A 25,143-nucleotide genomic window follows, 5' to 3' on the forward strand; every position below is an offset into this window, starting at 1 on the left:
GGTGACACAATACGGACGCGGGGTGGAGCAGCTTGGTAGCTCGTCGGGCTCATAACCCGAAGGTCGTCGGTTCAAATCCGGCCCCCGCAACCAAATTTAGTCAATAGCGCTTGCTGTTGATATGCGACACTAGCTCAGTTGGTAGAGCGCAACCTTGCCAAGGTTGAGGTCACGAGTTCGAACCTCGTGTGTCGCTCCATTTTCCTAGAGTGAAAGAAATAATCGTTATTTAATTAGCGATAATAATGCGACACTAGCTCAGTTGGTAGAGCGCAACCTTGCCAAGGTTGAGGTCACGAGTTCGAACCTCGTGTGTCGCTCCAATTTCTTCCTCATAATGGACACCAAAAGCGGTCATCTCGATAAGAGATAGCAAAGTTGAGAAACTTCGTCCCTTCACCGCATGCTCTTTCCTAATGCTGAGAAGCATCACTCCCAAAAATTAAGTCATTCAGTTATTGCATTACTCATAAGTAACGCAATGCACTGAACTGTGTATCTAATTTCTACACACCTGAACAGCACTGGGCGTCTGCCTTTGTTGCGATTCTGTCACAGTTAAATTAACAGACTTATCCACATTTTTATTTTGTGGATAACTTGGTTGATAAATTGTATTTGAAGGTCCTTAAGGTAGGGGGCTTGAAAGATCTTTACACCGACATTGGTAATGCTAAAGATTGATATTTTTCACTAAGTGGTTGAAATTAAATAAAATAAGTGGCGTTCTGTTGTTTTTTTCTTGACAGCGAAATGATCAGCAAGTGACGTTTTTTTGATCCTAGTCATATATTGAAACTGTGTTTAACCTGATTTCTCAACGACTAACCGCTAATGAAAATGTAGTTTTTCCACAAATGTAGATTTGAGATATTAGTCAAGAAAATTAATTTGATTTTTCTACAACCATTGATGGCTATGCGTCTCGGGGTAACCCTTTTTTTACGATACGGATGAGACGTTGGTTTTTAGTATGAAGGCTGGTATCTAGATTCACAGGTAGCTGCCCGAGCTGTTTCTGCAAGGCCCATTCGATGTGTGGATCTAGAAGGTCGGATTGTCCCTCTATCTGTTCTAGCTGCTCGATATAAGTTTGAGAGAAAGGCGCATTCCCCATCGCGATGATGATATTTCGTTGCCATTGCTCGTGACCGATTCTTCGAATGGCTGAGCCTTCCATATTTTTAAGAAAAGTAGCTTCATCCCAGGAAAGCAAAATGTCGAGATTGGTATCGGCAAAGCTATCGCGTCGTTGAAAGTCTTGTCGCTGACTAAGCTCAGCATGACGATTCCAAGGACAAACCAGTTGGCAGTCATCGCATCCATAGATTCGGTTTCCCATTGCTTCACGAAACTCTAGTGGAATGACCCCTTTGTATTCGATGGTGAGGTAGGAAATACAGCGGCGAGCATCAATAACGCCGTTTTCCAAAATCGCACCAGTAGGGCAGGATGTTACGCATGCTCGACACTTCCCACATTCGTTATTTACCGGGTTATCCGTAGGAAGAGGCAAGTCGATAAATAGTTCACCTAGAAAGAACCAAGAGCCAGCTTCTTTATCCAGTAATAATGAGTGCTTGCCTATCCAGCCTAATCCGGCTTTTTCTGCTAGAGGACGTTCTAAAACGGGGGCTGAATCGACAAATGGACGATAACCAAGCTCTGAGACTTCTTGTTCTATTTTTTGACCAAGCTTTTTGAGTAGATTACGAATCAGTTTGTGGTAATCACGTCCAAGAGCATACCGACTGATATAACCAGAGTGCTTATCTTCTAAATTGGATGCAAAATTCGCGTCTTCTGGAAGGTAGTCCATTCTGACACTGATAATTCGACAGGTATTTGGATGCAGTTTATCTGGGTGAATTCTTAAATCTTGGTGCGTTTCCATCCAAGCCATATCACCATGATATCCAGCGGCCAACCAGTTTTTGAGAACCGTCTCTTGGTCTTGCAAATCGATATCACTAATACCGACCTTTTGAAAACCGAGCTCTTGTCCCCATAGTTTGATGTCACTGGCAAGCTTGTTTAAGTCCATCATGATTACTCAAATAGAAAAGGACGCGTATTCTATACTCAAAACCAATACTAACCCAAGTATGAGCGCCAAAAAGTCCTTAATCTACTTTAGAACAAACTTTCATCGACTATTTTGTGTATGCACAGTAGGGATAACGATAAAATAATGGTAAATTTTCTGATTACTTACATAAGATCACTTGTCTACGAAAAGCGACACAGTTTACTATTTCGACTCTCAAAGGCACCACTCAGAGAAAAATGTGATGAGCACTAAAAAATTTACCTTAGCAGATGAATCCGCAACGATTTTAATTGGAACTAAATTGGCCAATCTCTGTTCAAAACAGACAACGATTTATTTGCATGGTGATCTTGGCGCTGGGAAGACCACATTCAGTCGTGGCTTTATTCAGAGTCTTGGACATAAGGGTAATGTAAAAAGCCCGACTTATACCTTGGTAGAGCCCTATCAGCTTGATGGTTGGAACGTATATCACTTCGACCTATATCGCTTAGCGGATCCTGAAGAACTTGAGTTCATGGGCATTCGTGATTACTTCTCGGATGATGCTATCTGTTTAGTGGAATGGCCTGAAAAAGGCGTAGGCGTCTTACCTGATGCCGATATTGATATCGAGATTACGTATGTTGGCGAGGCAAGAGAGATTGCCTTCACTGCAAATAGCGATTACGGAAGAGAATTAATAAGTCAGTTGGAGTTAAATTGATCAGTCGTTTTCTTAGCAGCATGGCTAAAGTCATGCTGCCAATCTTGTTGATATTTCCTACCGTTACTTTAGCCAATGCGTTAGAGGGTCTACGCGTTTGGCCGTCACCAGACGAAACGCGTGTTGTTATCGACCTTAAGTCTGAAGCGGACTACAGTTATTTCTCACTATCGGGCCCAAGCCGAATTGTAGTGGATCTTAAAAACACAACCTTGAACACCAAGTTACCAATGAACGTAACCGATAGCCCAGTGCTGAGCAAAATTCGTAAAAGCTCACCACCTAGCAAAGGGACCTATCGCTTGGTGTTCGAGTTAAAGAAGTCTTCAACGCCGCAAATCTTTAAACTGAACCCCACACCGGGTGGACAGTATGGACATCGCCTGGTTATTGACTTGCCTCACGGTAAAGCGAGCAGCCAGCCTAAAGCAACGGCACCAAGCAGTAAAACGGCAGTAAGTCGTGATGCTTCTCAGTTAAGAGGCACAGCAGATATTATCGTTGCAATTGATGCCGGCCATGGCGGTGAAGATCCGGGGTCGATTGGACCAACTAAGAAATACGAAAAACACGTGACCTTGAGCGTGTCGAAAAAACTGGCTGCACAGATCGATGCTATTCCAGGCATGAAGGCAGTATTGACTCGCCGTGGTGACTATTTTGTCAATCTTAATAAACGTTCTGAGATTGCACGTAAGAATAAAGCACACTTATTGGTTTCAATTCACGCCGATGCGTTTAGAACGCCACAACCTCGTGGTGCGTCAGTGTTTGTCCTGAATACTAGACGAGCGAACACCGAGATTGCGCGCTGGGTAGAGAATCACGAGCAGCAATCTGAATTATTGGGCGGTGCTGGTGAGGTGTTATCGAAGAACACCAACGATAGAAATGTCAGTCAAACACTCTTAGATTTGCAATTTAGTCACTCTCAAAAAGAGGGCTACAAAGTCGCAACTAAGATTTTAAAAGAGATGGGTAAAGTTGCGCATCTTCATAAGAAAGAGCCTGTTAATGCGAGCCTAGCGGTGTTGAAATCACCGGATATTCCTTCGGTTCTGGTTGAAACTGGCTTTATTTCCAACCCAACAGAAGAGCGCTTGCTGACGACTCGTAGTCACCAAGATAAATTGGCGCGTGCCTTAGCCAAAGCGATCGTCCAGTATTTTGAAGCGAATCCGCCGGAAGGGACTTTGTTTGCCAATCGCGGCCAGCAGAAAAAACATACCGTGAAGCGTGGTGAATCCTTATCTGTGATTGCTCAAAATTATGGGACGTCGGTTTCGGCTATTAAGAGTGCCAATAACCTGAAGAGTACTTCGCTGGCGGTAGGACAAACTTTGGTGATTCCTGGGAGCAGCGCACCAGTGAAGGTCAGCAGCAAGGTAAATACGGTTGAAACTAAAACGGTAACCCATACTGTGGCCAAAGGTGACTACTTGGGTAAGGTTGCCAATAAATATAAAGTTTCCGTTGCGGATATTAAACGCGAGAACAACCTCAAATCTGATGTATTGAAACTGGGGCAGAAACTAAAAATCACAGTCAGTTTAAAGGACCTACCTCTGCGTAAGCACAAAGTGCAGCGAGGGGAGTTCTTAGGAAAGATTGCGTCTAAGTATGGTGTGACCGTCCAAAGTATACGAGATGCGAACAAGCTACGTTCAGACTCATTGGCAGTAGGCCAAGTCTTGTTGATACCTAATAAGTAAACAAGAATGATGTAGCTCATTTTGGAGAAGATAAGTGACGATTAAGATACTCCCTGCTCGACTGGCTAACCAAATTGCAGCGGGTGAAGTGGTGGAACGACCAGCTTCGGTAGTAAAGGAGTTGGTCGAAAATAGTCTTGATTCTGGTGCGACTCGTATCGATATTGATATCGAAAAAGGAGGTGCCAAACTTATCCGTGTGCGTGATAACGGCAAAGGGATTGCTAAAGATGAGTTGCAACTGGCACTTAGTCGTCACGCGACGTCGAAGATTCATACCTTGGATGATCTTGAAGCCATTATGAGCCTGGGCTTTCGCGGTGAAGCGTTAGCAAGTATAAGCTCTGTGGCTCGACTGACACTGACTTCTCGTCCTGCCACGCAAGAACAAGCTTGGAGTGCATATGCCGAAGGGCGTGACATGGCAGTGAAGCTTAAACCTGCTGCACACCCCATTGGTACCACACTTGAAGTCCTTGACCTGTTTTTCAATACACCAGCAAGACGCAAGTTTTTGCGCACTGAGAAAACGGAATTTACTCATATTGATGAGCTATTAAAACGGATCGCCTTGAGCCGTTTTGACGTCTCGATCAACCTGAAGCACAACGGTAAGTTAGTAAGGCAGTACCGTGCTGCAAAGACCGATGCGCAAACAGAGAAGCGAATAGCAGCCGTGTGTGGGGCGCCATTTGTGCGCAATATGCTTAAGATTGAGTTGCAGCATAATGATTTGAAATTACATGGCTGGATTACCACCCCAGAAGGTGCTAGAGCTCAAAGTGATCTGCAATATTGCTATGTTAATGGTCGGATGATGAAAGACAAACTCATCAATCATGCGATTCGTCAAAGCTACGAAAACAGTCTAGCCCCAGAGCAGTTTGCTGCTTATATCTTGTTTATTGATATTGACCCTCATCAGGTGGATGTGAATGTGCATCCCGCAAAACATGAAGTTCGCTTCCATCAAGCTCGCCTGGTTCACGATTTTATCTACCAAGCTCTGAGCGATGCTTTGGTTCAGGCTAAGTCTATTGACGCTCAGCCAGCTTCTCCAGCAGCTTTTAGTTCATCGGCTAACAGTCAAAATGAAGCAAAAGTCACTGAACACAGAGAGCCGGGGCAAACATCGAGAATTGATGTCGACAATGCTACGCTTAGCGCTGTAGAAAGCATACCTGCTTATCCCGGTAGAGCGGATTATCAAAGACGCGATAGTCAATCAGAGTATGCTGTGCAAAGTACTTCGGTAGGTCATGAAATTGCAGAGCATTCTCCTCGCAGCGACTGGGTATCTGAGCGTGGTGCGAAGACTTCTAGCAATAAGAGTTCGGCTCGTGTCATAGAAAAAGCGCCAACGGCCGACGAAGTTCGAGTCTATCAGGAGTTGATGCAAACGCCCAATATTGAAACTAACGTTCATCAGCTGGCTGAACCTAAAATGCAAAAGCCAAACCAGATGGACGTGAATATTGAGCGAATCGGTAAGGCTATTGCCATTGTCGACCAATGTTATGTGTTGGTGAAGGCGGAGCCCATTTGCGCGGTAGTGTCTTTGCGCCGGGCGGAGTTTTACAAATTGTTTGCTCAATTGAGCCCAAAAACAGGTGCGTTGACCATGCAACCACTGTTGGTGCCGCTCTCATTGAAAGTCAATGAAGGGCAATTAAAGGCGGTTGAGGATCATGAGCAGCTTATGTTGAACTTTGGTATCGACATTAAGGTACGCAATAAACAAACCGCAATGGTGATGGGGGTACCTTCACCATTAAGGCAGCAAAATTTGCAATTGTTAATTGATGAAATGCTGTCATACTTGGCAACCCTTGAGCAGCATGATCAAACCACCAGTCAGTTAAGCCTTTGGTTAGCGAAAAAAGTGCTGCAAGTGAAAAGTAGCTACACTTTATCTGAATCCGTTCAGTTGCTTGGCAACCTTGAACAGCTCTACGAAGGTCAGCTACCGTTAAGCGACCCTAAATTTGTTCGACCTGTCGATTTTACGGCCACAATTGCAGCATTTTCATCATGAATCAAAAATTACCACTCGTTTTGTTTTTAATGGGTCCAACCGCATCCGGTAAGACCGACTTAGCTATTCGTCTTCGTCAACAATACCCTGTGGAGATCATCAGTGTTGATTCAGCCCTAATATACAAGGGCATGGATATTGGTACCGCAAAGCCAGATGCTGATGAGCTTGCACTAGCTCCACATCGCTTAATCGATATTTTGGATCCAGCAGAGGCGTATTCTGCGGCGGATTTTAGACGCGATGCTTTGAACGAAATTGCCAAAATTCACGCTGAAGGCAAGATCCCGATGCTGGTTGGCGGCACAATGCTGTACTTTAAAGCGCTATTACAAGGCTTATCGCCGTTACCTGCAGCGAACCCGGAAATCCGTAAACAGATCGAGCAAGAAGCCACGGAAAAAGGGTGGCAAGCACTTCATAATGAACTTCGAGCTATAGATCCTGTCTCAGCAGAGAGGATACATCCAAATGATCCTCAGCGACTATCACGTGCGCTCGAAGTTTATCGTATCTCTGGTAAATCATTGACAGAATTGACTGAAACCAAAGGCGAGCCTTTACCATTTCGTGTTAAACAATTTGCGGTAGCGCCCAAAGATCGTGCTTTGTTACATAAACGAATTGAATTGCGCTTCGAGAAAATGATACAAGCAGGCTTTGAAGATGAAGTCAAAGCGTTATATGCTCGTGAAGATCTTCACCCGGATCTGCCGTCTATTCGTTGTGTCGGATATCGTCAGATGTGGGAATATTTGGACGGAGAGAGCACTTTAGATGACGCGATCTTTCGCGGGATCTGTGCGACTCGCCAATTGGCCAAGCGTCAAATCACCTGGTTAAGGAGTTGGGATGATTTGGTTTGGTTAGACAGCGAACATGTTGAGGATTCAATGAAAACTCTCACAGATGCCATAGCATCTGATGGCATTAACTGTGTATAATGTGGTCGCTTTTGCGTATTTGTACCCAAAAAGGAACTGAGTTTTGTTTTCAAAGGCAATAGTTGTTCTATGATTATAAAACTAAGGGGTATTTCATTGGTTTAGCTCAGATGCAAAGGCAGCACCTAACATTGCAGTGCACCAATAGCTAAATAATTAAAACTACAATATTAATATAAGGAAAATAAAAATGGCTAAGGGGCAATCTCTTCAAGACCCATTCCTAAATGCACTACGTCGCGAGCGTATTCCAGTATCAATCTACCTTGTAAACGGGATCAAGCTACAAGGTCAAATTGAGTCTTTCGATCAGTTTGTGATCCTTTTGAAAAACACCGTAAATCAAATGGTTTATAAGCATGCGATTTCTACGGTTGTTCCAGCTCGTGCGGTTAGTCATCATAGTGGTGAGCGTCCAGCTGGTGATCGTCAACAAGAGAAATCTGACGATTAATACCGAATTTAATAAAACAAGACAATTAAATAGGAGTTGGTAGCTTGTTTGACCGTTATGAATCGGGGGAGCAAGCTGTACTTGTTCATATCAACTTCACGCAAGAAGGTGAGTGGGAAGATCTTAGCGAATTTGAGATGCTCGTATCTTCTGCAGGCGTTAATGCGTTACAGGTAGTAACCGGAAGCCGGCAGTCCCCTCACCCGAAATACTATGTTGGAGAAGGTAAAGCTCAGGAGATTGCGCAGACAGTGCAGTTAACTGGTGCTGACATTGTGATTTTTAATCACGCCCTTTCTCCTGCCCAAGAGCGTAATTTAGAAAGTCTGTGTAAATGTCGAGTCTTGGATCGCACTGGTCTGATCCTCGACATTTTTGCTCAGCGAGCACGTACCCACGAAGGTAAGTTGCAAGTAGAGCTAGCACAGTTGCGTCACATATCGACTCGATTGATTCGAGGTTGGACGCACCTTGAAAGGCAAAAAGGTGGTATTGGTTTACGTGGTCCCGGCGAAACTCAGTTAGAGACCGACCGTCGACTTCTGCGTGATCGAATTAAAGCGATTTTGCGTCGTCTAGAAAAAGTCGCAAAACAGCGTGAACAAGGCAGACGAGCCCGAAACAGAGCTGAAATCCCAACGATTTCCCTAGTAGGTTATACCAACGCGGGCAAATCAACACTGTTTAACCGTATTACTGAAGCAGGGGTGTATGCTGCTGACCAGTTATTCGCAACACTCGACCCCACTTTAAGAAAAATACAATTAGCGGACGTCGGTCCGGCTATCCTTGCGGATACGGTAGGATTTATCCGTCATCTACCGCATGATTTAGTCGCGGCATTTAAGGCAACACTGCAAGAAACGCAGGAAGCTGACATTTTGTTACATGTTGTCGATGCCAGTGATGACCGATTTCGTGAGAATATTCAAGCTGTTCATGACGTGCTAGAAGAGATAGATGCACATGAAGTGCCTTCTCTCGTTGTGATGAATAAAATAGATAATCTAGATGGCCAACGTCCACGTATAGAACGTAATGACGAAGGAATTCCGAGAGCCGTTTGGGTTTCTGCCATGGAAGGGCAAGGAATCGAACTGTTGTTCGAAGCGCTAACAGAGCGCTTAGCGAGCCAAATGGTTCAATATCAATTGCGAATTCCGCCGCAGTTTCAAGGGCGATTTCGTAGTACATTTTTCCAGATGAATTGTATTCAACGTGAAGAATACGACGAAGAAGGTAACTTGTTGATTGATATTCGGATGCAACAAGTAGATTGGTCTAGACTTGAAAAAAGAGAAGGGGCAGTTTTGAGTGACTTTATAGTTACTTAAAGGACTGCTACAGTATAACGTCATACTAAATGATGGAGCTTCCTAATGGCGTGGAATGAGCCTGGTAATAACAATGGAAACAACGGCCGCGATAAAGACCCATGGGGTAATAACAATCGTGGTGACCGGAACTCCGGTGGTCGTGATCAAGGACCGCCTGATTTAGATGAAGTCTTTAATAAGCTGAGTCAGAAAATCGGTGGTAAGTTTGGTAAACGTGGTGGTAATGGTGGCCCATCAATTGGCGGTGGTGGTAGTGCAATAGGCTTTGGTGTCATTGCATTGATCGCAGTCGCTATTTGGTTCTTTTCTGGCTTCTATACCATTAGTGAAGGTGAGCGAGGTGTCGTTCTCCGTCTCGGTAAATTCGATCGAATCGTCGACCCAGGTCTGAACTGGCGTCCTCGCTTTATCGACGAATACCAACCTGTTAACGTGCAAGCAATTCGCTCGCTTCGTGCATCAGGTACCATGCTGACAAAAGACGAAAACGTAGTTTCAGTTTCGATGGACGTACAGTACCGCGTCTCTGATCCATACAAGTATCTTTTTGTTGTCACTAACGCTGATGACAGCTTAAGCCAAGCAACTGACTCGGCACTACGTGCAGTAATCGGTGACTCACTGATGGATAGTATCCTGACCAGTGGTCGTCAACAGATTCGTCAAAGCACTCAAGAAACGCTGAATGAGATCATTGATAACTACGATATGGGTCTGTCCATCGTTGACGTCAACTTCCAGTCAGCTCGTCCACCAGAGCAAGTTAAAGATGCATTTGATGATGCGATCGCTGCTCGAGAGGATGAAGAGCGTTTCATTCGAGAAGCAGAAGCGTACAAAAACGAGATTATTCCTAAAGCGACAGGTCGCTCTGAGCGTTTGAAGAAAGAAGCTCAAGGTTATTCAGAGAGAATAACCAATGAAGCGCTAGGTCAAGTAGCTCAGTTTGAGAAACTACTCCCAGAATATCAAGCAGCACCAGAGGTTACTCGTAACCGTCTGTACCTAGATACGATGGAAGAAGTGTACTCAAATACATCTAAGGTTCTTATTGACTCTGAATCAAGTGGTAACCTGTTGTACTTGCCTATCGATAAGCTAGCAGGTCAAGAAGGTTCATCTAAGTCACGTAAGCCAAAGGAAACATCGGCTTATGAACAGATTCAATTAGATCCGTCGGCCAGCGATACTTCTTCAAGCAACAATACGTCTCGCAATAACTCGACGCGTCAAGGGAGATACTAATAATGCGTAAATTGATGATACCAGTATTAGTCGTTGCCTTAGCATTGATGCTGATGTCTTTGTTTGTCATCCCTGAAGGTGAGCGTGGAATCGTGATTCGATTTGGTCGTGTTCTTACCGATGACAACCAAGTATCTCGCATCTACGAGCCTGGTTTGCATTTCAAGATGCCACTGTTCGATCGCGTGAAAACATTGGACGCACGTATCCAGACAATGGATGGTCGCGGTGACCGTTTCGTAACGTCAGAGAAAAAAGACGTCATCATCAACACTTATGTTAAGTGGAAGATTGAAGATTTCCGTCAATACTATCTGGCAACGGGTGGCGGTAATGCTCTTACTGCGCAAGCGCTTTTAGAACGTAAAGTTACCGATGTGCTTCGTTCTGAAATCGGTGCTCGTGAGATCAAACAGATTGTTTCTGGTCCTCGTAACAACGATGTACTTCCTGAAAGTGCAGACAGTGAAGAAGTCACCACTGAAGCGGCTAAGCAAGCTCTAGAGATTGATGGCGAACGCGATAAGATCATGAGCAACGTGCTTCGTGATACCCGTGAAAGCGCGATGAAAGATTTAGGTGTTCGTGTTGTTGACTTCCGTATGAAGAAAATCAACCTTCCTGATGAAATCAGTGAATCGATTTATCGTCGTATGCGTGCTGAGCGTGAGTCAGTAGCTCGTAAGCACCGTTCTCAAGGTCGTGAGAAAGCAGAAGTTATTCGTGCTCAAGCTGAGCTAGAAGTGGCAACACTATTGGCTGAAGCAGACAAAACAGCTCGTGTAACTCGAGGTGGTGCAGACGCAAAAGCAGCAGCTATCTACTCTTCGGCGTATAACAAAGATCCAGAGTTCTTTAGCTTCCTACGTTCACTATCGGCGTATAAGACGTCATTCTCTGACAAGAGCGATATCTTAGTTCTTGATCCTAAGAGTGAGTTCTTCCGTTACATGAACGATATGAACGGCGCTCCAGTTAAATAATCTTAAGCTATACCGTAATAGGGCTCCTCAAGGGAGCCCTATTTTTTGGGAGAAAAACAATGTCACAGTCGTTATGGATTGCCTTGGGTTTAGTGTTAGTTGTCGAAGGGCTAGGGCCCTTACTTGCCCCGCGAGGTTGGCGAAACATGGTTTCCCAATTAGCTCAGCAACCTGATGAGCATTTAAGAAGAATCGGCGGCTGTCTTGTTGTGGCAGGTGCTGTAATTACCTTCATGATGCTAAACTAGTCACAATATCGTTTTTTTATTAGCCAGCATCAGTCACTTACCACAAAGCGGGATTCTAATGCTTAAAAAATGACTGCAAATTTGTGATTTCGATGCTAGAATCCTTTTTTAACTAGCAATCAGATTTGGAAAGATGGGTAATAACGTAGTCGTTCTGGGCACCCAATGGGGTGACGAAGGTAAAGGTAAAATCGTAGACCTTTTAACTGAAGATGCAAAGTACGTGGTTCGCTACCAAGGCGGTCACAATGCAGGTCACACTCTAGTCATTAACGGTGAAAAAACCGTACTTCATTTGATTCCATCAGGCATTCTTCGCGATAACATTAAGTGTGTTATTGGTAATGGTGTTGTTCTTTCACCAGAAGCACTTCTTAAAGAAATGAAGCCTCTAGAAGAGCGTGGTATTCCAGTTCGCGAGCGTCTTTTCGTTTCTGAAGCTTGTCCTCTAATTCTTCCTTACCACATTGCTATTGACCAAGCGCGTGAAATCGCTCGTGGTAATAAAGCAATTGGTACAACTGGTCGTGGTATCGGTCCAGCATACGAAGACAAAGTTGCACGTCGTGGTCTACGCGTTGGTGATCTTTTCGATAAAGAAGTCTTCGCTGAGAAGCTAAAAGAAGTCATGGAGTTCCATAACTTCCAACTAGAGCACTTCTACAAAGCAGACACAGTAAGCTATGACGAAGTTCTAGAACAATGCATGGGTTATGCAGACCTTCTAACTTCAATGGTTATTGATGTAACTGATGAACTTGATGCAGCGCGTAAGCGTGGTGACAAGATCATGTTCGAAGGTGCTCAAGGTACGCTTCTAGATATCGACCACGGTACATACCCTTATGTAACGTCTTCAAACACTACCGCTGGCGGCGTTGCTGCAGGTTCAGGTTTTGGTCCTCGTCATATCGGTTACATTCTAGGTATCACTAAAGCTTACTGTACTCGTGTTGGTTCTGGTCCATTCCCAACAGAGCTTTACGATGGCCTAGATAAGCAAGACCCAGTAGGTAAGCACCTTGGTGATGTTGGTCACGAGTTCGGTGCTACAACAGGTCGTCTACGTCGTACTGGTTGGTTTGATGCAGTAGCAATGCGTCGTGCAGTACAAATCAACTCTATCTCAGGTTTCTGTCTAACTAAACTAGACGTGCTTGACGGTCTAGAAGAGCTGAAAATCTGTACTGGTTACAAGATGAAAGATGGCTCTATCTTGGAAGTTTCTCCAATGGCTGCTGAAGCTTTTGAAGAAGCAACACCAATTTACGAAACTATGCCTGGTTGGTCTGAAACAACATTTGGTGCAACGTCTATCGAGCAACTTCCTCAAGCCGCTCTAGACTACATCAAGCGTATTGAAGAACTGACAGGCGTACCAGTAGATATTATCTCTACAGGTCCAGATCGTAACGAAACGATCATTAAGGTTCAGCCATTCGAGGCTTAATCGATTGAAAGTTCTAAAAAGCCAGCATTTACGCTGGCTTTTTTTATTGGTGATGAACATAGAGCAAATGTGATCTTGTGCCAAGGTTTTGACGTCTTTGAACTTCAGCTATTCAAAAGTGGCAATATATTGCCACTTTTCCCATTTTTTCTCTAAAGCGAGGCGAGTAACTGCCGATAAAAGTTAAACCATCCATAAGCGTTGGTTGGCTTTGGTACTTGCGTATGAGGAGTAGTTACACAGTGATTAAGCGACACAAACTAGCAGCACTTGTTTGCATGGCGCTACTTGGCTCTGTAAAAACACTTCACGCCAAAGAAGTGGGGGCTCCGATCCCTATCTATTCTGAAGATGAACTGATTGGTTTAATTGAAGAAAATCGACATCTAGCTCGAGTCAAAGCAGATAACTGTCAGCTGGTTGAAGATATTATGGCGCGCGCGACACGCATCAACTTACCTTCCTATGAATTTCTTTATGGCGATATGCTTGCTTGGGGTGTTTGTGTGCCCCAAGATGTAGAGTTGGGTCTGTACTACATGGAAAATGCAGCCCATCAAGGATTACCGGTAGCGCTTGAACAGCTAGGTCGCTATTACTCTCGTGGCACTTTTGTGCAGCAGGATAAAGAGCGAGCCATTCCCTATTTTAGAGAAGCGGCGTCAATGGGCAATATTGATGCGAGAATTCAACTTGCAGAATTGTTGCTTCGAGATTTTGGTAGCCCCCTGGACTACGAAGATGCATATCGTTGGCTCTACAACTCGGTGACTCCTGATAGTCGTAAGCATAAACGTATCTCTATGTTAAGACGTGGCTTAGAGCAACGTATGCCTGAAAATATTATTGCAAGGGCAAAGCGTCGAACGACGTTCTGGTAATTTTTCAGCAATACGAGAAATTCAAAGCATTTCTGTAGCTTATCTGCTCTGTCAGTTATAATCGACGTATCCCTCCTAAAATATAGGTCAGACTATGTCGAACAAGCCTAGCGATATCAAAGTAGACGACCCTTTTGCAGAAAGAGAGTCCCAAAACTACGACAACCCAATTCCAAGCCGAGAATTCATCACCGATTTCTTAGAAAGCGTCAATGTACCAATGAACAGAAATGATCTGTTTGAAGCATTAGGGCTTGAAGGCGAAGAGCATTATGAAGGGCTGCGTCGTCGTTTACGTGCTATGGAGCGTGATGGCCAGTTGGTCTTCACTCGACGCCAGTGTTATGCCTTACCAGATAAATTAGAAATGATTAAAGGCTATGTCATAGGTCATAAAGATGGACATGGCTGGGTGAGACCTGAAGGAAGCATGAATAAGGACAATGATGTTCTGCTTCCTCATCACCAAATGCGTACACTATTGCATGGCGATTTTGTATTAGTACAGCCATCTGGCACCGATAAACGTGGTCGAAAGGAAGGGCGACTCGTACGTGTATTGGAAGAGCGCAAGACGCAAGTCGTAGGCCGATTTTTCCTAGAATATGGTTACGCCTATGTCGTTGCTGATGATTCTCGTATTAGCCAAGATATCCTAATCCCGAACGAACACCGAGGCGGCGCCCGAATGGGCAATGTTGTTGTGGTTGAAGTGACAGACCGTGGCAGCCGATCTCGTGGAATGATGGGGCAAGTAGTTGAAGTGCTTGGCGAGAACATGGCGCCTGGCATGGAAACCCAAATAGCAATTCGCACTCATCAAATTCCTCATGAGTGGCCAGCCGAAGTTGAAAAGCAAGTTCAGCAATTTGGCGAATTTGTACCTGAAGAGGCTAAAAAGGGCCGCGTCGATCTACGCGAGTTGCCTCTTGTCACGATTGATGGTGAAGATGCTCGTGACTTTGATGATGCCGTCTACTGTGAACGTAAAAAAAGTGGTGGTTGGCGCTTATGGGTTGCGATCGCGGATGTCAGCTATTATGTTCGTCCGGATTCCCCTCTAGATAAAGAAGCCATCGTACGTGGTAACTCTGTTTATTTCCCATCTCAGGTGGTTCCTATGTTACCTGAGGTATTGTCGAACGGATTGTGTTCGCTTAATCCTCAAGTAGACCGTTTATGTATGGTGTGCGAAATGACCATTTCGGAAACGGGCAAACTTTCAGGTTATAAGCATTACGAAGCCGTGATGAACTCCCATGCTCGTCTGACCTATAACAAAGTGAGTGATATTTTAGAGGGTAACGAAGAGTTACGTGAACGCTATAGTGCGTTAGTGCCACACTTGCATGAGCTCCACAATATGTATCAAGTGCTGAAAGAAGCACGTGACTATCGTGGTGCAATTGAGTTCGAAACAGTAGAAACCAAGTTTATCTTCAATGCAGAGCGTAAAATTGACCGCATCGAACCTGTGATTCGCAATGATGCCCATAAGATCATCGAAGAATGTATGATATTGGCAAATATTGCTTCCGCTTCTCTGGTTGAGAAAGCCAAAGAGCCGGCCCTGTATCGTATTCACGAGACTCCGGGAGAGGAAAGGCTGCAAGGTTTTAGAGATTTCTTGGGAGAGCTTGGCTTAGATTTATCTGGTGGTTTAGACCCGTCACCAACGGATTACGCTGAGCTGATTCGAAAAATCCAGCAGCGCCAAGACAAAGAGTTGATCCAGACCATGCTATTACGCTCAATGAAGCAAGCGGTGTATAACGCAGATAATGCAGGTCACTTTGGGTTAGCGCTCAAACGCTATGCGCATTTTACTTCTCCAATTCGTCGTTATCCTGACTTGTTGTTGCATCGAGCGATTAAGTATCTAATTGCTAAGCAAGAAGGTCGCAACACCGATCGATGGACACCAACCGGTGGCTACCATTATTCCTTCGATGATATGGACTTCTATGGTGAGCAATGCTCGATGACAGAGCGCCGAGCAGATGATGCGACACGTGATGTGGCAGATTGGCTCAAGTGTGAGTACATGCAAGACCATGTTGGCGAAGTTCTTGATGGTGTTATTGCGAATGTCACCGGTTTTGGGTTCTTTGTACGTTTAACGGAATTGCACATTGATGGTTTGGTGCATATTTCCTCACTTGCTAATGACTACTATCAGTTTGATCCGATAGGTCAAAGACTTATCGGTGAAAGCTTTGGTGCGATTTATCGATTAGGTGATGCGGTAAAAGTAAAAGTGCTGGCGGTTAACCTCGATGAGAAGAAAATAGACTTTGAATTAGAGGAAACAAGTCGTAAGCTACGCGGCAAAGGAAAAACGGCTAAAAAACGTGTTGCTGAAGCTGAGAAGAAAAAAGCGAAGGCAAAACAACGTGTCGCAGAGGTAAGAGGTAAGCGAGGCGCAAAAGCTAAGCCTCTTGTCGAAGCAACGAAAAGGCCTGACGGACAAGAAGACGTATTGCCGCATAAGCGCAAAAAGTCCAAAGCCGAAAAAGCTCGCAAGAACAAAGCGCGCAGTAAAGCGGGTCGAGCGAAGAAAAAATAGAATTCAAGGTTAAACCATGAGTAACGAATTTATCTACGGCATTCATGCTGTGAAAGCTGTATTGGAAAGAGATCCAGTACGTTTTATAGAAGCGTACGTATTAAAGGGGCGTCAAGATGAGCGCTTGATGCCAGTGCTGAATGAATTGACTCAAATTGGTGTGTCGATTCAGCAAATGAACCGTAAGACGCTTGATGACAAAGCACGTGGTGCCAATCATCAGGGAATCATTGCGAAAGTAAAACCAGCTAAGCAGCTCAATGAGAATGATCTAGATAGTATTCTAAGCCAGCATGCTCAGCCACTATTGCTAATTCTTGATGGTGTGACTGACCCTCATAATCTGGGTGCTTGTTTACGTAATGCCGATGCGGCGGGTGTTGCTGCTGTTATTGTGCCGAAAGATCGCTCTGCGCCACTAACGGCCACTGTCAGTAAAGTGGCCTGTGGTGCCGCTGAGACTGTTCCTTTGGTTCGCGTAACTAACCTCGCTCGTACGATGCGAGCATTGCAAGAGCAAGGAATCTGGATTGCTGGGACCGCTGGGGAAGCGACTCACGATATCTACCAAGCGAAACTTGATGGACCTTTAGCGATTGTGATGGGTGCGGAAGGTGACGGTATGCGCCGTTTAACTCGTGAAACGTGTGACGATCTGATTAAAATTCCAATGGCGGGCTCGGTATCAAGTTTGAACGTTTCGGTAGCATCGGGGATTTGTTTATTTGAAGCGGTACGCCAACGCGCGCTTTAGTGATTGAGCCGGACTTATAGATAATTCAAAAGCCCCAGCATTACGCAGGGGCTTTCTTATATCTGGGGCAATCAGTAATGAGGAGGGGGCGTTTCTTCTGAAGGATCGGCAAGGTTGGACGTATCCATATTTTTCACTTTACCAACAACATACTTCATTTGATCTTGCATTTTACTGATCAGTAGTTGCTGTTGAGTTAGGGCGTCATTGAGCTCTTCGATGGTTTGCTCTTGGAATGCCATTTTGCATTCCATATCGTTAATTCTCTCTTCGAGAGCCTGAACTTCTTTATTACTCATAATCTCTACTCACTCAAATTCCAAGCCTGCACAACACCGGCAGAAGAGGCTGAGAGGACGCGTTGGTTGCTCTCAAAAGCGGCATCATACACTACTCCTCGAGGCGGACGAACATCTTTTAACATCTCAACTTCGAAGCCTTCTATTCGTTTACCAGATTGCGTGTCCCAGGTGACCATTCTAGAAGAGGGAGAACCGGTGACTAAACGAGTACCGTCATCGGAAAAGCGCGCAGAGGAGAAGATAAGCTGTCGAGTCCAGCTGCTTAGCTGACTGACCTCTTTGCCAGTTTTCAGATCCCAAATAATGGCATTATTTCCACTATCTGAAGTGAGTGCGTATAAACCATCGCGTTGTAGTTCTACTGTGCCGACCCGTTGCTCATGTTCAAATTGCTGTAATATTTGACCAGATTCGGTGCTCCAGAAGTAAGCATTATGGTCGTTGCCTCCTGATAGTGCGTATTTTCCATTAGGCGATAGTGAAACAGAATTCACTTTTTCTACGTGAGCGAGGAACTCTAGGCGTCTTCCAGTGACTAAATCGATGAATATGGCTTTACCATTACTGAGACCAATAAGCACTTCATCGCCATTATTGCCCAAAGCGATGTCTTGTATGAGTCCGTCAGAGATAGACCAAAGTCCGGTAGATTGAGACCAGGCTAAATCCCAGACGGCGAAGTTGGTTTGTGTGGCAGTGACAGCAAAGCGGCCATTATCGCTAAAACGAATGAGGGAAATAATATTCTGCTCAGGATCTTGAATGCCCAAGCGAGCTAACAGTTTGTTTTGGTTGAGGTCCCATAGCTGAAGGTGCTGCTGCTTGGAGTAAAGCAAGGCGAATCTGGCATCGCGGCTTAACGCAATGGCACTGGTTCCCTCTAGCGCTAGGTCCCATTGTCTCTCTGAATCACTGGAGAAAAAGCAGCCATTTAACAGGCTGATGACAATTAACCACAGCACAGAATGAGATATTATTCGCATCATTAGCGTTATTCCACGTTGAGTCTTGAGTTTAAGCTAGTATATTTAAAGCTTGAGCTATGTAGAAATAGTTACTAGATTGAGATAGTTACGCATGCTGCGCTGAAAGACAAGTTTAATAAGTATGAGTAGGCGTTGAATTCCATAATCGGAGAATTAAATGAAATCATTATTTAAAGTGTCGCTACTTGCTGCGACAGTAATGTTGGCAGTCGGTTGTCAAAAAGAAGAACCAAAAGCAGAGCCAGCGGCGCAAGAGCAAGTTCAAGCGGAGACAGGCAAAGCGGTTCACTTTAAGACAGAAGATGATAAAGCAGCTTACGCAATCGGCGTTTCTTTCGCTAACTACCTAAGCACGAGCATTGAAAAACCGGCTGAGTTTGGCATCGAGCTGAAGAAAGAACTGGTTCTTAAAGGTATAGAACAAGCGTTTGCGGGTAAAGCTGAACTGACAGAAGATGAAATTCGTGCTGCACTGGAAGGTTTAGACAAGCGTGTTGCTGAAACTATGCAGAAGCAATCAGAAGAAAAAGCGGCTGCAGCTAAGAAAGCTGGTGACGATTTCCGTGCTGAATTCGAGAAACAAGATGGTGTGACTAAAACAGACTCTGGCTTACTGTACCAAGTAGAAACAGAAGGTACTGGTGCGCAACCAAAAGAGACTGACACAGTAGAAGTACACTACAAAGGTACTTTGATTGACGGCACTCAATTTGATAGCTCATACGATCGTGGTCAACCAGCGACATTCCCGCTTAACCGTGTTATTCCAGGTTGGACTGAAGGTGTTCAGCTAATGAAAGTGGGTTCTAAATACAAGTTCGTTATCCCACCAGAGTTAGCTTATGGCGAGCAAGACACACCAACGATTCCTGCGAACTCTACATTGGTATTTGAAGTAGAGCTGCTAAAAATCGATGGCGATGACGCTCAAGCAACTCAATAATTAATGCATTGAACGATAAAGACTCACTACGGTGGGTCTTTTTTTAGTTTGATGAAAGCCACGGTAGATAAAAAACTGCACTTTTTTTGCCCTAAATCACTTGTTAGAGACATACTTAGAGGTCAGCTTCAAATTTTCTGATAAACTTACGGTAATTTTTTTAAGTTATCTCTAGGGTCAAAGTACAGTGACTGAAATTACCAATCCCGATGAGCTGCTTGAAATGGAGTCAGTCGATGTGGCGCCATTTAGCGAGCATGACAAAATCATCCTTAAGTCCTATGAGGCCGTGGTCGATGGATTAGCGAGTTTAATTGGTCCATTTTGTGAAATCGTTCTGCACTCACTGGAGTCGTTAAATACTTCCGCAGTGAAAATTGCCAACGGTGAAAACACAGGGCGTCAAGTTGGCTCACCAATAACCGACCTAGCTCTTAAGATGCTCAAAGATATCGAAGGCTCTGAGCGTAACTTCTCTCGCTCATACTTCACTCGCGCTAAAGGCGGCGTGCTGATGAAGTCGATTACTATTGCGATTCGCAATGGTGATAATCGTGTCATTGGTTTGCTGTGTATTAACGTGAACTTAGATGCGCCATTCTCGCAAATCCTTCAATCTTTTATGCCTACACAAGATGCAAAAGATGCCGCATCTTCAGTGAACTTTGCCAGTGATGTAGAAGAGCTAGTAGACCAAACCGTAGAACGCACTATCGAAGACATCAATGCGGATAAATCGGTATCGAACAATACTAAGAACCGCCAGATTGTTATGGAGCTCTACGACAAAGGTATTTTTGATATTAAAGATGCGATAAATCGTGTCGCAGATCGTCTCAATATCTCAAAACACACCGTTTATCTCTATATCCGTCAGCGTAAGACTGAGGACGAATAACGTGTCTGCGTTAACCTATACATTAGTTATCAATGGATCGGTTTATGGGACTCAGTCTGCACGTAACGCGTTGCTCTTTGCTAAGGCTCTTATTGCTAGAGGACATAAGCTAGTGAGTGTGTTCTTTTATCAGGATGGGATTCACAATGCGTCGCGCCTTGTGGTACCTGCGAATGATGAGCTAGATTTGACAGCTGAGTGGCAGAGTTTGGCACAAGATTATGGTGTACGCTTAGAAACGTGCGTTGCCGCCTCTTTGCGACGTGGTGTCTTGGGTGTTGACGAAGCCTCACAACATACGCGCGATGTCGATAACTTAGCTCAAGGCTTTGAACTCGCTGGGTTGGGTAGCCTCACCAGCGCTATGTTAACGCAAGACAGGGTGGTGCAGTTTTGACAACACTAGCGTTTGTATTTAACTCATTACCACATTCAACAGCAAAAGGGCGTGAAGGACTAGACGCACTGTTAGCGACATCGGCGTTTACTGAAGACATCAAAGTATTCTTTGTTGGCGCAGGTGTTAATCAGCTCAGACAAAACCAACACAGTGCTGACGTGTTATCACGTGACTACATCAGCGCATTTAAGCTGATGGAGTTGTATGACATTGAAGACGTCTTTGTCTGCGAGCAGAGTATGCTGCAATATCAGCTAGACTCCGAGCAACTGGTTATTGGTGCACAAGTAGTTGAAACGGGTGAAATTGCCAAACAGTTGAGTCTTTGTCATAAAGTATTAACGTTCTAGGTCTCCCTTTATGCTTCATATCATCAAAACCGAAATTGGCTACCAACAAGCACTTCGCTATTTATCGCAAGATGACCAAGTAATTTTGGTCGAAAATGCGTGTTATTTAATCACTGACAAAAACTTAACGTTACCTTCAGCATGTTTCGTGTTGCAACCGGATCTTAGTGCTAGAGGGTTGATGCCTCTAGTATCAGAATCAACTCAAGTTGTGGATTTTAATGGGTTTGTTGAACTCACCGAACGACATGTTAACAGTACTACTTGGGAGTAGTCGTTTCATATCGCTTGCTGTAAACATGAAAACCCGGCAGTTAATCTAAAAAAGATCTGTATATTTCTTGACACACCTCCCACTGCTGCATAGAATTTTGCGTCCCTAATTGCCATTGGCGGTTAGGGCTAGATTTTTCACAAAGCTTACTTTCAAGTAAATCAGGAGCTAGTTAATGGCAACTATTAACCAGTTGGTACGTAAGCCTCGTGCAAAGCAAGTTGTTAAAAGCAACGTGCCTGCACTAGAAGCGTGCCCACAAAAACGTGGTGTATGTACTCGTGTTTACACTACTACACCTAAAAAACCTAACTCAGCACTTCGTAAAGTATGTCGTGTTCGTCTAACGAACGGCTTCGAAGTGACTTCGTACATCGGCGGTGAAGGTCACAACCTTCAAGAGCACAGTGTTGTTCTAATCCGTGGTGGTCGTGTTAAAGACCTTCCGGGTGTACGTTACCACACTGTTCGCGGCGCACTAGACTGTGCTGGCGTAAATGACCGTAAACAAGGTCGTTCTAAGTACGGTGTGAAGCGTCCTAAGTCTTAATGGATTCCGTTAAGTAAGGCCAAACACTAAATTATTTTTAATTTTTGAAGAAACTGTAAAGTTTTGGATAACCTGAAGAAGACAACGGAGAATATCCATGCCACGTCGTCGCGTAATTGGTCAGCGTAAGATCCTTCCAGATCCTAAGTTCAAATCTGAATTGCTGGCAAAGTTCGTTAACATCCTTATGGTTGACGGAAAGAAATCTACTGCAGAGAAAATTGTTTACACTGCACTAGAAGCTATGGCTGAGAAGTCTGGTAAAGACCACTTAGCTGTATTTGAAGAAGCTCTTGAAAATGTTCGCCCAGCGGTAGAAGTTAAATCTCGCCGTGTAGGTGGTTCAACTTACCAAGTACCTGTAGAAGTTCGTCCGGTTCGCCGTAACGCACTTGCTATGCGTTGGTTGGTTGAAGCTGCGCGTAAGCGTGGTGAAAAATCTATGGCTCAACGCCTAGCTGCTGAAATGCTAGACGCGTCTGAGAACAAAGGTACTGCGGTTAAGAAACGTGAAGACGTTCACCGCATGGCTGACGCTAACAAAGCGTTTGCTCATTACCGCTGGTAATACCTTTTCAGTGCTGCGAGGTTCTCTCGCAGCACTTTTCTATACTCTAAGGTTAACCTTAGTAAGAGGATACAATCGTGGCTCGTAAAACTCCTATTGAGCGCTATCGTAATATCGGTATCGTTGCTCACGTAGATGCAGGTAAAACAACCACAAGTGAGCGTATTCTGTTCTACACTGGCCTTTCTCACAAAATCGGCGAAGTTCACGATGGTGCTGCAACCATGGACTGGATGGAGCAGGAGCAAGAGCGTGGTATCACTATCACATCTGCTGCTACTACTACCTTCTGGCGTGGTATGGAAGCACAATTCCAAGATCATCGCGTAAACATCATTGATACCCCTGGACACGTTGACTTTACTATCGAAGTAGAGCGTTCTTTGCGTGTGCTTGATGGTGCAGTGGTTGTGTTCTGTGGCTCATCAGGTGTTGAACCTCAGTCTGAAACTGTATGGCGTCAAGCTGATAAATATCACGTTCCACGTATGGTATTTGTGAACAAGATGGACCGTGCAGGCGCAGACTTCCTACGCGTTGTGGACCAAATTAAAAATCGTCTTGGTGCGAACCCAGTTCCAATCCAATTAAACATTGGTGCAGAAGATGAGTTCAAAGGTGTCATCGACCTTATCAAGATGAAAGCAATCAACTGGAACGATGCCGATCAAGGTATGACCTTCACTTACGAAGAGATTCCAGCAGAACTGCAAGATGAAGCTGAAGAGTGGCGCAACAACATGGTTGAAGCCGCTGCAGAAGCAAGCGAAGAGTTGATGGATAAATACCTTGAAGAAGGCGAACTAACGGAAGCTGAAATCAAGGCGGGTCTGCGTACTCGTACACTAAATAACGAAATTGTACTCGCAACATGTGGTAGTGCATTTAAGAACAAAGGTGTGCAAGCGGTACTAGACGCGGTTATCGAATATCTTCCTTCTCCAGTAGACGTACCTGCGATTAAAGGTATCGACGATGATGAGAACGAAGTAGAGCGTCACGCGGACGACAACGAACCATTCGCTGCACTTGCATTTAAGATTGCAACCGACCCGTTTGTAGGCACTCTAGCGTTTATGCGCGTTTACTCAGGTGTCGTAAACTCGGGTGATGCTGTTTACAACTCAGTGAAGCAAAAGCGTGAACGCTTTGGCCGTATCGTTCAAATGCACTCAAATAAGCGCGAAGAAGTAAAAGAAGTTCGTGCGGGTGACATTGCAGCAGCGATTGGTCTGAAGGACGTAACAACAGGTGATACCCTGTGTGACCAGAACCACAAAGTGATTCTTGAGCGCATGGAATTCCCTGAGCCAGTTATTCAGATCGCGGTAGAGCCTCGCTCTCAAGCTGACCAAGAGAAAATGGGTATTGCGCTAGGAAAACTGGCAGCAGAAGACCCGTCGTTCCGTGTGGAAACCGATGACGAAACTGGCCAAACGCTAATTTCAGGTATGGGTGAGCTTCACCTAGACATCATCGTTGACCGTATGAAGCGCGAATTCAGTGTTGATTGCAACGTGGGTAAACCTCAAGTTGCGTACCGCGAAACAATTCGCGGCAGCACAGAAGTTGAAGGCAAATTTGTTCGCCAATCAGGTGGTCGTGGTCAATATGGTCACGTATGGCTTAAGCTTGAGCCATCTGAAGCGGGTGAAGGGTTTGTGTTCGTTGACGAGATCGTGGGTGGTGTGGTTCCTAAGGAATACATCAGCTCGGTATCGAAAGGTATCGAAGAGCAGATGAACAACGGTGTTCTTGCTGGCTATCCTGTACTGGATGTCAAAGCAACACTGTATGATGGCTCTTACCATGATGTCGACTCTAGCGAGATGGCGTTTAAGATCGCCGGCTCGATGGCCTTCAGAAAAGGTGCGCTTGAAGCACAACCTGTTCTGCTTGAGCCAATGATGAAGGTTGAAGTAACGACTCCAGAAGATTGGATGGGTGATGTTGTTGGTGACCTTAACCGTCGCCGCGGCATGATCGAAGGTATGGATGACGGCCACGCTGGCCTTAAGATCATCCGTGCACAAGTACCGCTCTCTGAGATGTTTGGTTACGCAACTGACTTGCGTAGTGCGACCCAAGGTCGTGCGTCATATTCGATGGAATTTAGCGAATACGCTGAGACTCCGAAGAATGTGGCGGATGCGATTATTGCACAGCGCAGCTAATCAGCTATTGTTTAGTAATGAATCTGTTGCGTTGAGTAAAATTGACGCATAAAATAGCAAATTCTGGCGCGCCCCGACAAAATTCGTTCTCGGGGCGAATCATAACTAGGAAGGAACACGATCGTGTCTAAAGAAAAATTTGAACGTACTAAACCGCACGTTAACGTTGGTACTATCGGCCACGTTGACCACGGTAAAACAACTCTAACTGCTGCAATCTGTACTACTCTAGCTAAAGTGTACGGCGGTGAAGCGAAAGACTTCGCATCTATCGATAACGCTCCAGAAGAGCGTGAGCGCGGTATCACAATCGCAACTTCTCACGTTGAGTAC

At 44.8% G+C, this 25,143-nt stretch carries 25 protein-coding genes and 3 tRNA genes; 25 read left to right on the forward strand and 3 right to left on the reverse strand.

The genetic code is table 11. From position 1 onward, the window contains the following. The first annotated feature begins 16 nt into the window (after positions 1 to 16). The 3 genes from L2W36_RS26305 to L2W36_RS26315 all read left to right on the forward strand — a co-directional run bounded on the left by L2W36_RS26305 (position 17) and on the right by L2W36_RS26315 (position 323). A tRNA-Met gene (locus tag L2W36_RS26305) sits at positions 17 to 93 on the forward strand. Between the two features lie 30 nt (positions 94 to 123). Beyond that, a tRNA-Gly gene (locus L2W36_RS26310) sits at positions 124 to 199 on the forward strand. Between the two features lie 48 nt (positions 200 to 247). Then, positions 248 to 323 (forward strand) — tRNA-Gly (locus tag L2W36_RS26315). A gap of 593 nt (positions 324 to 916) precedes the next feature. Here the strand turns inward: L2W36_RS26315 and queG are convergent. After that, positions 917 to 2,044, reverse strand: coding sequence for a tRNA epoxyqueuosine(34) reductase QueG (queG, locus tag L2W36_RS26320; RefSeq protein ID WP_171391153.1), 1,128 nt, complete (start codon positions 2,042 to 2,044; stop codon positions 917 to 919). Positions 2,045 to 2,291: 247 nt separating this feature from the next. Here queG and tsaE point away from each other — a divergent pair, with 247 nt between their 5' ends. The 13 genes from tsaE (at position 2,292) to rlmB (ending at position 17,365) form a co-directional block, all read left to right on the forward strand. Then, complete coding sequence (gene tsaE / locus L2W36_RS26325; RefSeq protein ID WP_236111982.1) at positions 2,292 to 2,756, forward strand: tRNA (adenosine(37)-N6)-threonylcarbamoyltransferase complex ATPase subunit type 1 TsaE; 465 nt, start codon at positions 2,292 to 2,294, stop codon at positions 2,754 to 2,756. A 20-nt stretch (positions 2,757 to 2,776) separates the two neighbouring features. Beyond that, positions 2,777 to 4,468 carry a LysM peptidoglycan-binding domain-containing protein gene (locus tag L2W36_RS26330; protein ID WP_038224562.1) on the forward strand — a complete coding sequence of 564 codons (1,692 nt, stop codon included), beginning with the start codon at positions 2,777 to 2,779 and terminating at the stop codon, positions 4,466 to 4,468. Positions 4,469 to 4,502: 34 nt separating this feature from the next. Next, the gene (mutL, locus tag L2W36_RS26335) at positions 4,503 to 6,503 is read left to right on the forward strand and encodes a DNA mismatch repair endonuclease MutL (protein WP_236111983.1); all 2,001 of its coding nucleotides are present in this window, start codon (positions 4,503 to 4,505) and stop codon (positions 6,501 to 6,503) included. Beyond that, positions 6,500 to 7,447 (forward strand): tRNA (adenosine(37)-N6)-dimethylallyltransferase MiaA, encoded by a 948-nt coding sequence (miaA, locus tag L2W36_RS26340; protein WP_038224558.1) that lies wholly within the window; start codon positions 6,500 to 6,502, stop codon positions 7,445 to 7,447. The genes mutL and miaA overlap by 4 nt, the downstream gene beginning before the upstream one ends. 190 nt (positions 7,448 to 7,637) lie before the next feature. Continuing rightward, the gene (gene hfq, locus L2W36_RS26345) at positions 7,638 to 7,901 is read left to right on the forward strand and encodes an RNA chaperone Hfq (RefSeq protein ID WP_006075248.1); all 264 of its coding nucleotides are present in this window, start codon (positions 7,638 to 7,640) and stop codon (positions 7,899 to 7,901) included. Between the two features lie 44 nt (positions 7,902 to 7,945). After that, positions 7,946 to 9,235: a ribosome rescue GTPase HflX gene (gene hflX, locus L2W36_RS26350; RefSeq protein WP_006075247.1), complete on the forward strand. Its 1,290-nt coding sequence runs from the start codon at positions 7,946 to 7,948 to the stop codon at positions 9,233 to 9,235. Between the two features lie 45 nt (positions 9,236 to 9,280). Beyond that, complete coding sequence (gene hflK, locus L2W36_RS26355) at positions 9,281 to 10,483, forward strand: FtsH protease activity modulator HflK (protein WP_038224556.1); 1,203 nt, start codon at positions 9,281 to 9,283, stop codon at positions 10,481 to 10,483. 2 nt (positions 10,484 to 10,485) lie between these two features. Continuing rightward, the gene (gene hflC / locus L2W36_RS26360; RefSeq protein WP_006075245.1) at positions 10,486 to 11,466 is read left to right on the forward strand and encodes a protease modulator HflC; all 981 of its coding nucleotides are present in this window, start codon (positions 10,486 to 10,488) and stop codon (positions 11,464 to 11,466) included. 59 nt (positions 11,467 to 11,525) lie between these two features. Then, positions 11,526 to 11,714 carry a DUF2065 domain-containing protein gene (locus L2W36_RS26365; protein WP_006075244.1) on the forward strand — a complete coding sequence of 63 codons (189 nt, stop codon included), beginning with the start codon at positions 11,526 to 11,528 and terminating at the stop codon, positions 11,712 to 11,714. A gap of 133 nt (positions 11,715 to 11,847) precedes the next feature. Then, entirely contained in the window at positions 11,848 to 13,164 is a 1,317-nt protein-coding gene (locus L2W36_RS26370) for an adenylosuccinate synthase (protein ID WP_006075243.1), read from the forward strand. A gap of 224 nt (positions 13,165 to 13,388) precedes the next feature. After that, on the forward strand, positions 13,389 to 14,045 hold the full coding sequence (gene motX, locus L2W36_RS26375; RefSeq protein ID WP_216613809.1) for a flagellar protein MotX: 657 nt from the start codon (positions 13,389 to 13,391) through the stop codon (positions 14,043 to 14,045). A 94-nt stretch (positions 14,046 to 14,139) separates the two neighbouring features. Further along, entirely contained in the window at positions 14,140 to 16,611 is a 2,472-nt protein-coding gene (gene rnr / locus L2W36_RS26380; RefSeq protein ID WP_038224554.1) for a ribonuclease R, read from the forward strand. A gap of 16 nt (positions 16,612 to 16,627) precedes the next feature. Beyond that, the gene (rlmB, locus tag L2W36_RS26385; protein WP_088876598.1) at positions 16,628 to 17,365 is read left to right on the forward strand and encodes a 23S rRNA (guanosine(2251)-2'-O)-methyltransferase RlmB; all 738 of its coding nucleotides are present in this window, start codon (positions 16,628 to 16,630) and stop codon (positions 17,363 to 17,365) included. Between the two features lie 71 nt (positions 17,366 to 17,436). On the opposite strand, the gene L2W36_RS26390 is transcribed toward rlmB, so the two are convergent. Then, complete coding sequence (locus tag L2W36_RS26390) at positions 17,437 to 17,664, reverse strand: SlyX family protein (RefSeq protein ID WP_006075239.1); 228 nt, start codon at positions 17,662 to 17,664, stop codon at positions 17,437 to 17,439. Positions 17,665 to 17,669: 5 nt separating this feature from the next. Further along, the gene (locus L2W36_RS26395; protein ID WP_171391151.1) at positions 17,670 to 18,650 is read right to left on the reverse strand and encodes a WD40 repeat domain-containing protein; all 981 of its coding nucleotides are present in this window, start codon (positions 18,648 to 18,650) and stop codon (positions 17,670 to 17,672) included. 160 nt (positions 18,651 to 18,810) lie between these two features. Between L2W36_RS26395 and fkpA the strand changes: the two genes are divergently transcribed. From fkpA to L2W36_RS26440, 9 genes are all read left to right on the forward strand, one after another. Beyond that, the gene (fkpA, locus tag L2W36_RS26400; protein WP_038224550.1) at positions 18,811 to 19,596 is read left to right on the forward strand and encodes an FKBP-type peptidyl-prolyl cis-trans isomerase; all 786 of its coding nucleotides are present in this window, start codon (positions 18,811 to 18,813) and stop codon (positions 19,594 to 19,596) included. A gap of 223 nt (positions 19,597 to 19,819) precedes the next feature. Beyond that, the gene (locus L2W36_RS26405; protein WP_051647237.1) at positions 19,820 to 20,494 is read left to right on the forward strand and encodes a helix-turn-helix transcriptional regulator; all 675 of its coding nucleotides are present in this window, start codon (positions 19,820 to 19,822) and stop codon (positions 20,492 to 20,494) included. A 1-nt stretch (position 20,495) separates the two neighbouring features. Further along, positions 20,496 to 20,891, forward strand: a complete 396-nt coding sequence (tusD, locus tag L2W36_RS26410) for a sulfurtransferase complex subunit TusD (protein ID WP_236111984.1) — start codon at positions 20,496 to 20,498, stop codon at positions 20,889 to 20,891. Then, positions 20,888 to 21,244 (forward strand): sulfurtransferase complex subunit TusC, encoded by a 357-nt coding sequence (gene tusC / locus L2W36_RS26415; RefSeq protein ID WP_062462320.1) that lies wholly within the window; start codon positions 20,888 to 20,890, stop codon positions 21,242 to 21,244. The genes tusD and tusC overlap by 4 nt, the downstream gene beginning before the upstream one ends. A 10-nt stretch (positions 21,245 to 21,254) precedes the next feature. Further along, positions 21,255 to 21,518: a sulfurtransferase complex subunit TusB gene (tusB, locus tag L2W36_RS26420; protein ID WP_038224546.1), complete on the forward strand. Its 264-nt coding sequence runs from the start codon at positions 21,255 to 21,257 to the stop codon at positions 21,516 to 21,518. Positions 21,519 to 21,693: 175 nt separating this feature from the next. Beyond that, complete coding sequence (gene rpsL / locus L2W36_RS26425) at positions 21,694 to 22,068, forward strand: 30S ribosomal protein S12 (protein ID WP_004399892.1); 375 nt, start codon at positions 21,694 to 21,696, stop codon at positions 22,066 to 22,068. A 97-nt stretch (positions 22,069 to 22,165) separates the two neighbouring features. Next, positions 22,166 to 22,636 (forward strand): 30S ribosomal protein S7, encoded by a 471-nt coding sequence (gene rpsG, locus L2W36_RS26430; RefSeq protein ID WP_031493416.1) that lies wholly within the window; start codon positions 22,166 to 22,168, stop codon positions 22,634 to 22,636. 77 nt (positions 22,637 to 22,713) lie between these two features. Beyond that, a complete protein-coding gene (gene fusA / locus L2W36_RS26435) occupies positions 22,714 to 24,810 on the forward strand; it encodes an elongation factor G (RefSeq protein ID WP_038224544.1) in 2,097 nt (698 codons plus the stop codon). A gap of 123 nt (positions 24,811 to 24,933) precedes the next feature. Continuing rightward, a partial coding sequence (locus tag L2W36_RS26440; RefSeq protein ID WP_236111966.1) for a GTP-binding protein occupies positions 24,934 to 25,143 on the forward strand: 210 nt, incomplete at its 3' end.

This window comes from Vibrio sp. McD22-P3 (genome assembly GCF_021568915.1).
GTDB lineage: Bacteria > Pseudomonadota > Gammaproteobacteria > Enterobacterales > Vibrionaceae > Vibrio > Vibrio mediterranei.

What these genes read in the sequence shown, in the direction of transcription:
- queG (WP_171391153.1), bottom strand. Translation starts at nt 2,044, where the DNA reads ATGGACTTAAACAAGCTTGCCAGTGACATCAAACTATGGGGACAAGAG.
- tsaE (WP_236111982.1), top strand. Translation starts at nt 2,292, where the DNA reads ATGAGCACTAAAAAATTTACCTTAGCAGATGAATCCGCAACGATTTTA.
- L2W36_RS26330 (WP_038224562.1), top strand. Translation starts at nt 2,777, where the DNA reads ATGGCTAAAGTCATGCTGCCAATCTTGTTGATATTTCCTACCGTTACT.
- miaA (WP_038224558.1), top strand. Translation starts at nt 6,500, where the DNA reads ATGAATCAAAAATTACCACTCGTTTTGTTTTTAATGGGTCCAACCGCA.
- hfq (WP_006075248.1), top strand. Translation starts at nt 7,638, where the DNA reads ATGGCTAAGGGGCAATCTCTTCAAGACCCATTCCTAAATGCACTACGT.
- hflK (WP_038224556.1), top strand. Translation starts at nt 9,281, where the DNA reads ATGGCGTGGAATGAGCCTGGTAATAACAATGGAAACAACGGCCGCGAT.
- hflC (WP_006075245.1), top strand. Translation starts at nt 10,486, where the DNA reads ATGCGTAAATTGATGATACCAGTATTAGTCGTTGCCTTAGCATTGATG.
- L2W36_RS26365 (WP_006075244.1), top strand. Translation starts at nt 11,526, where the DNA reads ATGTCACAGTCGTTATGGATTGCCTTGGGTTTAGTGTTAGTTGTCGAA.
- L2W36_RS26370 (WP_006075243.1), top strand. Translation starts at nt 11,848, where the DNA reads ATGGGTAATAACGTAGTCGTTCTGGGCACCCAATGGGGTGACGAAGGT.
- motX (WP_216613809.1), top strand. Translation starts at nt 13,389, where the DNA reads ATGAGGAGTAGTTACACAGTGATTAAGCGACACAAACTAGCAGCACTT.
- rnr (WP_038224554.1), top strand. Translation starts at nt 14,140, where the DNA reads ATGTCGAACAAGCCTAGCGATATCAAAGTAGACGACCCTTTTGCAGAA.
- rlmB (WP_088876598.1), top strand. Translation starts at nt 16,628, where the DNA reads ATGAGTAACGAATTTATCTACGGCATTCATGCTGTGAAAGCTGTATTG.
- L2W36_RS26390 (WP_006075239.1), bottom strand. Translation starts at nt 17,664, where the DNA reads ATGAGTAATAAAGAAGTTCAGGCTCTCGAAGAGAGAATTAACGATATG.
- L2W36_RS26395 (WP_171391151.1), bottom strand. Translation starts at nt 18,650, where the DNA reads ATGCGAATAATATCTCATTCTGTGCTGTGGTTAATTGTCATCAGCCTG.
- fkpA (WP_038224550.1), top strand. Translation starts at nt 18,811, where the DNA reads ATGAAATCATTATTTAAAGTGTCGCTACTTGCTGCGACAGTAATGTTG.
- L2W36_RS26405 (WP_051647237.1), top strand. Translation starts at nt 19,820, where the DNA reads ATGGAGTCAGTCGATGTGGCGCCATTTAGCGAGCATGACAAAATCATC.
- tusB (WP_038224546.1), top strand. Translation starts at nt 21,255, where the DNA reads ATGCTTCATATCATCAAAACCGAAATTGGCTACCAACAAGCACTTCGC.
- rpsL (WP_004399892.1), top strand. Translation starts at nt 21,694, where the DNA reads ATGGCAACTATTAACCAGTTGGTACGTAAGCCTCGTGCAAAGCAAGTT.
- rpsG (WP_031493416.1), top strand. Translation starts at nt 22,166, where the DNA reads ATGCCACGTCGTCGCGTAATTGGTCAGCGTAAGATCCTTCCAGATCCT.